General features: G+C 68.9%; 9 protein-coding genes. 5 read left to right on the top strand and 4 right to left on the bottom strand.

What is annotated here, in order from left to right:
- Positions 1 to 177 precede the first annotated feature (177 nt).
- A complete protein-coding gene (locus JF886_RS15805; RefSeq protein WP_337314189.1) occupies positions 178 to 591 on the top strand; it encodes a cobalamin B12-binding domain-containing protein in 414 nt (137 codons plus the stop codon).
- Between the two features lie 7 nt (positions 592 to 598).
- On the opposite strand, the gene JF886_RS15800 is transcribed toward JF886_RS15805, so the two are convergent.
- A complete protein-coding gene (locus tag JF886_RS15800; RefSeq protein ID WP_337314187.1) occupies positions 599 to 919 on the bottom strand; it encodes a GYD domain-containing protein in 321 nt (106 codons plus the stop codon).
- A gap of 144 nt (positions 920 to 1063) precedes the next feature.
- On the opposite strand from JF886_RS15800, the gene JF886_RS15795 reads away from it, so the two are divergent.
- Positions 1064 to 1726, top strand: coding sequence for a 50S ribosomal protein L25 (locus tag JF886_RS15795; RefSeq protein ID WP_337314185.1), 663 nt, complete (start codon positions 1064 to 1066; stop codon positions 1724 to 1726).
- A 21-nt stretch (positions 1727 to 1747) separates the two neighbouring features.
- Positions 1748 to 2572 (top strand): mechanosensitive ion channel family protein, encoded by an 825-nt coding sequence (locus JF886_RS15790; protein ID WP_337314183.1) that lies wholly within the window; start codon positions 1748 to 1750, stop codon positions 2570 to 2572.
- On the opposite strand, the gene JF886_RS15785 is transcribed toward JF886_RS15790, so the two are convergent.
- Positions 2569 to 3885, bottom strand: coding sequence for a citrate synthase (locus JF886_RS15785; RefSeq protein WP_337314181.1), 1317 nt, complete (start codon positions 3883 to 3885; stop codon positions 2569 to 2571). The genes JF886_RS15790 and JF886_RS15785 overlap by 4 nt on opposite strands.
- 97 nt (positions 3886 to 3982) lie before the next feature.
- Here JF886_RS15785 and JF886_RS15780 point away from each other — a divergent pair, with 97 nt between their 5' ends.
- Together JF886_RS15780 and JF886_RS15775 are read left to right on the top strand one after the other, a co-directional pair.
- Positions 3983 to 4297 carry a GlsB/YeaQ/YmgE family stress response membrane protein gene (locus tag JF886_RS15780; RefSeq protein ID WP_337314179.1) on the top strand — a complete coding sequence of 105 codons (315 nt, stop codon included), beginning with the start codon at positions 3983 to 3985 and terminating at the stop codon, positions 4295 to 4297.
- Between the two features lie 2 nt (positions 4298 to 4299).
- A complete protein-coding gene (locus JF886_RS15775; RefSeq protein ID WP_337314177.1) occupies positions 4300 to 4902 on the top strand; it encodes a histidine phosphatase family protein in 603 nt (200 codons plus the stop codon).
- Here the strand turns inward: JF886_RS15775 and JF886_RS15770 are convergent.
- Together JF886_RS15770 and JF886_RS15765 are read right to left on the bottom strand one after the other, a co-directional pair.
- Positions 4893 to 8936 carry a S8/S53 family peptidase gene (locus JF886_RS15770; RefSeq protein WP_337314175.1) on the bottom strand — a complete coding sequence of 1348 codons (4044 nt, stop codon included), beginning with the start codon at positions 8934 to 8936 and terminating at the stop codon, positions 4893 to 4895. The two genes, JF886_RS15775 and JF886_RS15770, sit on opposite strands and share 10 nt — an antisense overlap.
- Before the next feature lie 124 nt (positions 8937 to 9060).
- Positions 9061 to 10904: hypothetical protein (locus JF886_RS15765; protein WP_337314173.1), on the bottom strand; the 1844-nt coding region annotated here is incomplete at its 5' end.

The following is a 10904-nucleotide window of genomic DNA, read 5'->3' as shown; positions in this document are numbered from 1 at the left end:
CGTCGGCACCCTGACCGCCGCGCTCGCCGGCGCGGCCGCGGGCCAGTGCGACGTCCCCGTCGAGGACTACCTCGGCGAGCGTGCCGACCGGGCCGCGCAGGCGCTCGCCACGCTCGGTGCCGCCGCGCTCTGAGCGCGCTGCGAGAAGCTCAGGTCACCGCGGGGTAAGATCCGCGCGTGGCAAGCAAGGGCCGGCACATCCGCATCCTCACGGCCAAGGTCGGCCTCGACGGTCATGACCGCGGCATCAAGGTGATCTCGCGGGCGCTCCGCGACGCCGGCGTCGAGGTGATCTACACCGGCCTCCACCAGACCCCGGAGATGGTCGTGGACGCAGCCATCCAGGAGGACGTCGACGGCATCGGCATCAGCCTGCTCAGCGGCGCCCACATGACGCTCTTCCCGGAGATCATCCGGCTGCTCCGTGAGCGCGACGCGGGCGACATCGTCGTTTTCGGCGGCGGGATCATCCCCGACTCCGACGTCGCAGCCCTGCGCGAGCTCGGTGTCGACAAGGTGTTCACCCCCGGCACGTCGCTCGACGAGGCGGTCGCCTACGTCAAGGAGCGCTTCGGCAAGGTCGCCGCCTGAGGCCGGTCTACTTCCCCGGGGCGCGGTAGTCCGTCGTCTTCTTCACCGCGGCGTCGATCTCCTCTGGAGTGAGCAGCACGCGCACAGAGGTGGAGACGGCACCGGAAGCACCCACCGACAGGCTCAGCGCGGCGATGCTGACGTTGTCCGGCATGTCCAGGACCCCGACGACGTCGTCCTCGCCGAAGACGTAGTAGAACGACTCCAAGGAGCCGCCCAGGCCTTTGACTGCAGTCTCGAAGTTCGTACGTCGGCTAGTGCCGCCCTCCTTGATCAGCCCTTTGACGCCCTCCACGGTATAGGACGCTTCAAACAGGTACTTCGGCATGGTTGTTCCTCCGTGCGGGACCGCCGCGCGATCCACTGCTGGCGATGGTGCCACTTCCATGGGGACGCCGTGGGCGGCCTTCCGATCTCGATCACGCCTGCTCACGAGGCCAATCGCCTCGCTTCCGGTACAGTGACCGGCCGTATGGCGACCATCGAACTGCCGGCCACGACCCGCGAGGAGCGGGGCAGCCACAACAGGCCGCTCCGCCGCGAGGGCCTGGTGCCCGCCGTCCTCTACGGGCACAACGTCGAGCCGCGCGCGATCACCGCGCCGGCCACGGTGCTCCATCGCGTCTGGATGCGCGCCGGTCGCACCCAGCTCATCGACCTCTCCGTCGACGGCGGCCGCGCCCAGAAGGTGCTGGTGCGCGAGATGCAGATCGACCCGCGCACCAACCGGCCGATCCATGCCGACTTCTTCGCCGTCAACCTGCGCGAGAAGCTCACCGCGGACGTGCCCGTCGTCGTCACCGGCGAGTCCCCCGCGGTGGTGGACGCCAAGGTCGGGACGCTGCAGCAACTGGTCAACACGCTGCGCGTCGAGTGCCTTCCCGCCGACCTGCCCGCACAGTTCACCGTCGACGTCAGCGGTCTCGACGAGATCGACGCCGGCATCCACGTGCGCGAGATCACGCTGCCCGAGGGAGTCGAGCTCGTCCACGTCGATCCTGACGAGCTGGTGGTGAAGGTCGCCGCCCTGCGCATCGTCGAGGAGGAGCCCGAGCTGGCCGCGGCCGAGGAAGGCGAGGCGCCTGCCGAGGGCGAGGCGGCGGCCGAGTCCGGCGAGGAAGCCCCAGCCGAATAGCAGGGCTCTACCATCGCGGCGATGCTCGCCGCCACCGCGTTCAGCTGCGACAAGAACTACTTCTTCGACGACCTCTGCACCACCGTCACCAAGCACGATCCGTCCGGCATCTTCGGCCCGCTCATCGAGCGTCTGATCGGCCCCATCGTCATCTTCGCGCTGGTCTTCGCGATCGGGCGGGTGGCCCGTCGGATCATCGACCGCGCCGTACAGCGCGCCCACGGCGACCCGCAGGTCCGCGCCCTGATCCGCAACGTCGGCGGAGCGGTCATCTACTTCTTCGCGGCGCTCTGCGGCCTGGTCACCGCGGGCGTCCCGCTCGCGTTCCTGCTGACCTTCGGCGGCCTCGCCAGCCTGGCCATCGGCCTCGCCTTCCAGGACGTGCTGCGCAACGTGCTCGCCGGTATCTGGCTGCTGCTCGAACGCCCCTTCAGGATCGGCGACCTGATCTCCGTCTCCGACATGGCCGGGGTGGTGCAGAACATCACCCTGCGCACCACCGCGCTGCGCACTGGCGACGGACGCCTCGCGCTCCTGCCCAACCTGACGGTCTTCACCGGCATAGTGGTCAACAGCAGCGCCTACGGGCAGCGCCAGTACACGGTGAGCGTTCGGATCGAGCGTGACAAGGACCTGGAAGCGGCCCTACGAGGCGCACGACGCGAGCTCGAGGCAACGCGCCAGATCGCCACCAACCCGGCCCCCCGCGTCGACGTGCAGCTCGACGGCGAGGGCATGCTCCTGCACTGCCGCTACTGGCTCGACTACCGGACACACGACGTCGACGCCATCGCAGCTGACATCGCCGGCCGCATCTGGGTGATGACGGAGCGTCCGCCCGGCTAACCTGCGGCGACGATTTTTGGCCGCTGCACCTCGCGTTCGCTCATGGACACGAAGTCGCGCGAGGGCGCACCCAGGTACACCTGCCGTGGCCTGGCGATCTTCTGCTCCTTGTCGAGCAATGACTCCTCCCACTGCGACAGCCAGCCGGCCGTGCGCGGGATCGCGAAGAGCACGGGGAACATCTCCACCGGGATGCCGAGCGCCTGGTAGATGAAGCCGCTGTAGAAGTCGACGTTGGGGTAGAGCTTGCGGCTCACGAAGTACTCGTCCTCGAGCGCGATTGTCTCGAGCTCGCGGGCGACGTCGAGCAGCGGGCTGGTTCCGGTGACGGCGAGCACCTGGTCCGCCATCCGCTTGATCACCTTGGCGCGCGGGTCGTAGTTCTTGTAGACGCGGTGCCCGAAGCCCATGAGGCGTTCCTTGCCCGCCTTGACGCCGGTGACGAACTCCGGGATCTTGTCGACGGAGCCGATGCGCTCGATCATGCGGATGACCGCCTCGTTGGCGCCGCCGTGCAGCGGTCCATACAGGGCGGCGATCGCCGCCGCCGTCGCCGAATACGGGTCGGGGTGTGACGAGCCCACCGCGCGCATCGCGTTGGTCGAGCAGTTCTGCTCATGATCGGCGTGGAGGATGAACAGCACGTCGAGCGCGTGCTCGATCTCTGGCACCGCGTGGTAGCGCGGCTCGACCATCTTGAACATCATGCTGAGGAAGTTGCCCGCGTAGCTGAGGTCGTTGTCCGGGTAGTTGTAGGGCAGACCGCGGGAGTGGCGGAATGCGAACGCCGCCAGGGTCGGCATCTTGGCGATGAGCCGGTAGATCGAGATGCGCCGCTGCTCCTCGTCGTAGATCTTGGTCGCGTCGGGATAGAACGTCGAGAGCGCTCCCACCGTGGAGAGCAGCATCCCCATCGGGTGGGCGTCATGGTGGAACCCGTCCATGAAGCTCTTGACGTTCTCGTGGACGAGCGTATGGATGGTGAGCTCGTGCTCCCACGCCGCGTACTCGGCGGCGTTGGGCAGCTCGCCGTGGATGAGCAGGTAGGCCGTCTCGAGGAAGTTGCTGTGCTCGGCGAGCTGTTCGATGGGATAGCCCCGGTACAGGAGGATGCCGCGATCACCGTCGATGAAGGTGATCCGGCTGGTGCAGGAGGCGGTGTTGAGGAACGCTGGGTCATAGAGGAGCAGGCCGTCGTCCTCATCGTCCAGCTTCATCTGCTGGAAGGCGGTGGCGTGGACCGCACCGTTCTCGATGGGCAGGTCGTACGTCCTGCCGGTGCGGTTGTCGGTGACGCTGAGGCTCTCAGGCATGGGCTCTCCTTGACATGGGCCGAGTCTGCCACCAGAGAACTGGTGCGGGCCTCGCCACCATTCGAACGTCGCGTCCCAACTGCGTAGACTGCGCCGGGTGAACCTGCTGGCCACCCTGACCCTCGACAGCCATCACATCATCACCTGGCTGGTCATCGGCCTGGTAGCGGGGGCCCTGGCCGGCCGGGTCGTGGCCGGCGGTGGCTTCGGCTGCTTGGCCGATACCGCGGTCGGTCTCGCCGGGGCGGTGCTCGGCGGCCTGCTCCTGTCGCTGCTCTCGCCGAACCGCTCGATCGACACCGGCGGCATCATCGGCGACGTCGTGGTGGCGTTCATCGGCGCCGCGCTGTTGCTCGCGGTGCTCCGCCTGCTCACCCCGCGCCGGCGCGGCTGGCCGCCCCGCAGTCGCTGAGCTTGGCCGAGGAGTCGCGTCCGCGTCAGATCGTGCTGGTGCGCCACGGCGCCACCGACTGGAGCGAGGCCGGCCGCCACACCGGCTGGACGGACATCCCGCTCAACAACGACGGCCTCCGCCAGGCCGCCACGCTGGCTCGGCGGCTGGCGCCGCACACGTTCGAACTGGTGCTCTGCAGCCCTCTGCAGCGCGCCGTCTCCACGTGCCGGATCGCCGGCTACCGCGACGTCGCTGAGCTCGACGCGGACCTTCGCGAGTGGAGCTACGGCGACTACGAGGGGATGACCACCGCGCAGATTCGTGAGCGCGATCGCCACTGGAATCTCTGGGACGAGGGCGTCCTCAATGGCGAGACGCTGGCTGAGGTGGCGGCCCGCGCCGACGCCGTGATCGCGAGGGTCCGCGCGGTCGAGGGTGACGTCGCCCTCTTCGCCCACGGCCATCTTCTCCGCGTGCTGGCCGTGCGCTGGATCGCGCAGCACGCGCCACTGGCACGTCACTTCAACCTCTCCACGGCGAGCATCTCAACCCTGGCGTGGGAGCACGACTGGCCGTCGATCACGCTCTGGAACGACGTCTCGCACCTGCGCGGTCAGGGCTGACGGCGCGCGCGCCGGCGACGTAGCGGCACCAGCACCGCTGCCACCACAGCGGTGGCCGCAGCCAGTCCGATCGCCGCGCCGGGGCCGAACTCGGCGACGCTGGCTGCCAATGGATTGGTGACCTGCAGCGGTCCGATGTTGCCGGCGTGGTCGACGGCACGGATGGCGAAGAAGCCCTGGCCCGATGACTGCGGAACGGTGATCGCCTCGGCGGTGCCCGACGGGTTCGGCGCCTGGGTCACCGTCAGCGGAGTCGCCGAGCCGACGTTGTCCTGGGTGATCGGTTGCGACGATGTGAACAGCTGGTAGCTCGCCGCGGTCCCGCACTTCCAGTCGTCGCCGACTGCGGTGAAGGTGAGCTTGTCCTGGCCGTTCTGCGTGGTTGCGGCGAGGTCGGAGATGGCAGACGGCGGCCGTGTGTCGGTGCCGTAGTGGCCGGTGTTGCGGTCGTCCTGGTGCCAGTGCCAGGCCTCGCTGTTGCCGGCGCAGCCGTTGCCCGCGGTCGACCAGACGCTGAGGTATCCCTCGCGCGTCATCTCGGCGACGTTGGTGACCCCGCCACCGTTGATGTCACCAGTGGCCGGGGTGAAGAGCGACCAGCCACCGGTCCACTTGGGGAAGCCCGCGGCGGGCTGGTGGGTGACGCTGTCGAAGCCCATCAGCGCGCTCGAGTCAGCGCCCTGGAGGACGTCGGGGATGCCGTCGCCGCTGACGTCGGCGATCGCCGGTGCCCCGAAGAACGATAGCCCCTGGATGTAATGGTTGTAGGGCTGCAGGTTGACGCCCGTGCTCGGGTCCCAGCCGCCGACGCCGTTGTCGACGCGGATGCCGAAGCCGGGTGTCTGGGTGATCCCCAGAAGGACGTCGGGCGCGGACGAGCCGGCCTGGAACGCTTGCGGCACGACCGAATTGGGGACGGCCTTGCCGAGGCTGGCCGACGTGGTGAACGGGGTGAGCGTGCAGTTGGCGGAGAACGTCGGTGGCACGCTTTGCGGAGTGGGGCACGAGTTCGGCGCCAGCGCGGGGAGGGTCGCCAGCTGGAAGGGTGTCGGCGACACCGTCGCCGTCGTCAGGTCGACGCGGTATTGCGAGAAGAGGTTGGCGTTGACCACCGCCTGGGGACCGCGCACCAGGTCGTCGTACACCACCGGCGACTCGACACCCTGGGTGACGAAGTCCTGGGCGACACCGTAGCCCTGGATGAGCCCGGGGATCTTCACCGGGTAGCCGGGGAGCAGCGCCGGGTTGCCACTGACACTGCCGCCCCCGTTGGTGCCCCGGCCGTCGAAGGCGAGCAGGAACGCCTGCACGCCGGCGCCCGCGGGACCGGTCCCGAGAATGCTGTCATCGAGTCCCACCACCACGTCGGTGCGGCCGTTGATGCTGGCGATCGCGGGCGTCGGGATCACCTTGCTGTCGTGCGTCTGCTGCTGCCCGGCCGGCACGGTGCCGGGAGGCAGCAGGGTGCTCACGGGCCAACCGGGCACCGCCGCGCCGTCCGGGCGCCACGCGTACACGTGGTTGTCGCCGGCGGCCTGGATGATGTCGAGGTGCTTGGTGCCCTCGAGGTCGGCGAGCACCGGTGAGGGGAAGGAGACGTTCTCGGGCTGGAAGCTGTAGGGAGTATCCGGCGGGGGCACGGTGAGCCCGAACTGCGAGGTCGTGCCGTTGAGCACCGGAAAGCCGGGGAGGAGCCGGCCGAGCCCGTCCCACGCGTACGTCTTGCCGTCGAGGGTGCTGCCCACGACGTCGAGGGCGCCGGTGTGGTTGAGGTCACCGACGGCGAGCGCGCTGGCGATCGTGTCACCGGGACGCGGCAGGAGGTTCTGTCCCCAGGTCGGGTCGCTCAGGTAGTTGTTGGCGTAGCTCGGGTCCATCCCGGGCGGCGGGCCGGTGTGCACCGGGAAGCCGGGAGCCTCGGTGCCGTCGGGGCGGATGGCGTGGACGGCGCCGTCCGACGTCGGGATGATGGTGTCGAGCTTGCCGCTGCCCTCGATGTCGGCGAGCGTCGGAGAAGCCTCTCCGGAGGCGCCGAGGTTGAGCGGGAAGCCGGCCAGTTGGGTGTCATCGTGGCGGAGGTGGAAGGCGCGCCTGTCCTCACCCATCGAGTACGAATGAGTGGTGTCACTGTTGGCAAACACTCGCACGCGGACGCTGACGTCGTACTGCTCGATGGTCGACCGCGTGGTCAGGTCGACGCTGTACGGGCCGCCCCAGAAGGACGACGGGATGGCGCTCAGGTTGATGCTCCCCGACACCGTCGCCGGGCCACCGCCGCTGCCGTTGGCAATGGTGGTCCACCCGGTGGTGTCGTTGGGCTGCGGGCCCAGGCCGTACTGCAGCTGCCACGAGTACGTGCCGCCCAGAGCGCGCGGTGCGGCGACGTTGGCGGTGACGGAGACGCTCGACTGCTTCGTCGGGTCGACCCACTGGTACCACGACGGTGACTGGATGTCCGCCACCGGGGGGATGTGGTTGGCGTCGACAGCGGCCGCGGCAGCGAGCACGTTGGGCTCGCCGTAGCCGTACTGGATGTTGAACAGCGATCCGCTCGGCGCGGTGAAGCACGGTTCGACGGGCGGGCACGGCGCCGAGATCGGCGTTGCCGTCGAGCGCACCACCTGCTGCACCTCGTTGGCGCTGAGCGGCGCGCTGATCTGTCCGCGATCCACAGCGGACTTGCCCTCGGAGACGACCAGCGCGGCAACGCCCGCATTCGTCGGCGTGCCCGTCGAGGTGGAACCGTCGGGGTTGGGCACAGAGAACAGCGAGTGCGGCCCGTACGAGGTCAGGCTGGAGCGGGAGTCGTACGTGTTGTTGGTGACCACGAAGGCGCACAGCGGGGAGCCCGGGTTGGCCGGTGGTGCGGGGCACCCCGAGCTGTTTCGCGTGGAGTGATCACCGGTCACCGAGTTGCCCGGCCACACGTGCGCGTAGTACATGCCATCGGTGTGATCGGCCGACTCGAAGTCGTTGCTGGCGAAGACCACAACCGTGCCCTTGTTGTAGGCGTAGTTGATCGCCGCCTGCACTGACTTGTTGAGGCCGAGAGAGGCGGAGGTGACGTCGAGTACGTTGACGCCGATGTCCGCCGCGTAGACGATCGCCTCGGCGACGCGGTCGGGGCGGTCGATGGCCTCGTCGCCGGCCTTGATGGGCACGTACCGGCAGAGCGGGCACAAGCCGATGTTGGCGAAGTTGTTGTTGCCCTCACCGATGGCCTGGGCGGACTCGCCGTCGAAGTGCTCGTAGATGCTCTGCTCGGTCTGGGGATCGTTGTTGTCGCGGTTGAAATTCCAGCCGTTGATGTCGTTGGGATAGCCGTTGCCGTCGTTGTCGAAGCGGCCGCCGGTGGGGCACTGGACGATCGCTCCGTTGCTCACGTGGCAGTGCCCGAACGCGACGATGAGGTCCTCGGGGGTGATGTCGCTGAACCCCGGTCCCACGGTGGAGCAGACGTGGTGCAAGAATGGCCCTGGGCCGGGACTCTTCGGCTGACCCGTCACGGCCGCCAGGACGCGCGGGTCGTTGACGTAGTCCTCGACGTTGACCACGCCGTCGTTGTTGAGGTCGTAGCGGTTGCCGGTCTGCTTGGTCTGTCCCGAGGAGTTCTCCGGGTAGGGCAGCTCGCCGGTGTTCAGCTGGGCGCGGTCCTTGAGCTCGCAGCTCGTCGGGATGCGCCAGTTGACCCCGCCCTCGACGTAGCTGACCACGACGTCATTGCGGCCTCGTTGTGGATTGGTGGCCCGGTTCCAGAGGTTGCTCACGCTCATGCCCGAAGCACCGTCCGGATCGCTCGCCAGCGGAGCGGTCGAGGTGGGGAGGCAGCCGTAGAGGTACCAGTCCTCGGTGTCCCAGGTGGCCCCGGCCACGCCGTTCTCTGCGGGCGCGTATTGCGGGTCGTTCGGATACGGGCCGCCGGGCTGACCCACGCACGACGCTGCGCGGGCGACGGTCACAGCGGCGGTCCCGAGCAACGGCACGGCGGGCACCAGCATCACCAGCGTGGCCAGCAGGATGCGTGCCCGTCTCATACGATCGTCTCTCCCAGCCGAGGTCACGTCGACGCATCCGCTCTTTTGTGGCGGAGGCTCCGGTCGCGTCCCTGGTCATCCGGTTCAACGTCGCGATGCCGGCAAATATTGCGGACACCCTCAGCTACGAGGGCGCCGGCACCGAGCCCCAGATCGTCACCCCGTCGCGGTCGACCGGCGCGGTGCCGAACAGGTCGGCGAGGAACGCCTTCATCTCGGCGGCATGATGGTCCATCGGGCCCAGCACCACCGCGCCGATCTTCCAGGCGCGCAGCTCGACCAGGATCCGTCGGCGCGTCTGCTCGTCCACCGTTGCATCGGCCGCCTGCCCGGCGGCGATTGCCACCAGCGTCGAGCCGGTCGCGCTCGGGGGCGGCCCCTGGGCGGCGGCCCCGGACGGCTGGCGGTTGATGATGTAGCCCTCGGGCATCGAGAACCACATCCCCGCCTCCGCCTGCCAGAGCACCGCCTGCGTCGAGTAGAAGTCGTGCGAGAACGGCACCACTAGCACGGCGCTCCCGGGGGCGAGAGGCGCGGGGGATGCCGTGAAGAAGGCCGGGGTCACCGCGACCCGCGTCGGAAAGGGAAGCGGCGGCACGAACGCTGCCGCGATCAGCACGGTGACCAGCGCCACGACGCGTGTGCTCTGCCGCCGCGCCGGCAGTGAGTCGACGAAGAGGCCAAAGAGCAGGGCGGTGAAGAGCGCCACGTACACAGCGAAGCGAGCCGGCACCAGGTTGTCGAGCACCGGCAGGTGGGCGAGGATGGCCGCGGGCAGAGGGACGTGCGTGTCGGTCCCACCGACGTGCAGCGTCGAGCCGAAGCTGAGCACCACCGCCGCCGCGGCGCTGATGCACAGCACCCGGACCAACGGCCGCCGCCACTGCCGCCACGCGGTCCAGGCCACCACCGCGACCATGGGGATCCCCACGTACCCGCCCCACTCTCCCGAGTTGCCCGCGTAGTGCTCTGCGATGTCCCGCGCGAACGACGGTTCCACGCCCTGCGCCGTCGAGGGCAGCACGACGTTGAGCAGGTCGGTCACGAAGAAGTTCTTGTCCGCGATCAGCTGGTGCGGGACCTGGGGGCCGAAGAACTGGAACCACACCGGGTACGCGGCCAGTGGGATGAAGAGCGCCAGCGCCCATCGCACACATGCGACGACGTAGCGCCACCGCGTGGCGGCCTCGCGCCGGTGCATGAGCCCGAGACAGGCGACCCCGACGATCACCATCAACGTCTCAGACGCAAGCAACTCCTCGGTGATGAAGAATTGCGCGGTCATCAGAGCGCCGAAGAGCAGTCCGGCACGGCGCGGTGAGGTGGTCTGGCGCACCAGGATGGTGTCGAGGAGCAGCAGCATCAGCGGCGGCACCACCGCAATGACCATGTTGGAATGGCCGGTGTACGACTGGTCGAAGATGAATGGCGAGAAGCCGTACGCGGCACCGGCGAGCACCGCCGCCCAGCGCCGCCGCAGGAACCGCGACGCGGCCAGGTACGCGCACCACGCGCTGAGCGCCACGCCGAGCGTGACCGCGATGTCGAACGACGCCACCGGTCCGAGCAGCAGCGTCAGCGGTGAGAGCAGCAATGCCGGCAGGGGAATCCACGTGTTCCACATCAGGTTGACGCCACCGGGCTCGATGAGGTTGGTGGTGAACAGCGGGTTCTGGTGGGTGGCGAGCGCGTACGGGAACCAGCGCAGGAACCAGGCGTGCTGCGAGTTGTCGGCGGTGGTGGCGCCGATCATCACACTGCCGGCGTGCAGGTCGGCGGGAAGGAAGATCGCCACCGCCGTCGCCAGGAATCCCATCAGCACCAGTGCGTGCATGCGCCGGCGCGCGCGCGTGTGGCCTGCGGCGCTGTCCGCCGAGGAGGTCACCCCGGGCGCCGGCGAGGCCGGCCGTGGCTCGACGGCGGAGCCGGGCCGCCGCCCTCGCCGCGGATCCAGACGTGGAGCAGCAC

The organism is Candidatus Aeolococcus gillhamiae (assembly GCF_016464765.1).
Classification (GTDB): Bacteria; Chloroflexota; Dormibacteria; order Aeolococcales; family Aeolococcaceae; genus Aeolococcus; species Aeolococcus gillhamiae.
Note: the sequence above shows the minus strand (reverse complement) of the source record. Positions and strands in the feature narration are given on the sequence as shown.

What these genes read in the sequence shown, in the direction of transcription:
- JF886_RS15800 (WP_337314187.1), bottom strand. Translation starts at nt 919, where the DNA reads ATGCCGAAGTACCTGTTTGAAGCGTCCTATACCGTGGAGGGCGTCAAA.
- JF886_RS15795 (WP_337314185.1), top strand. Translation starts at nt 1,064, where the DNA reads ATGGCGACCATCGAACTGCCGGCCACGACCCGCGAGGAGCGGGGCAGC.
- JF886_RS15790 (WP_337314183.1), top strand. Translation starts at nt 1,748, where the DNA reads ATGCTCGCCGCCACCGCGTTCAGCTGCGACAAGAACTACTTCTTCGAC.
- JF886_RS15785 (WP_337314181.1), bottom strand. Translation starts at nt 3,885, where the DNA reads ATGCCTGAGAGCCTCAGCGTCACCGACAACCGCACCGGCAGGACGTAC.
- JF886_RS15770 (WP_337314175.1), bottom strand. Translation starts at nt 8,936, where the DNA reads ATGAGACGGGCACGCATCCTGCTGGCCACGCTGGTGATGCTGGTGCCC.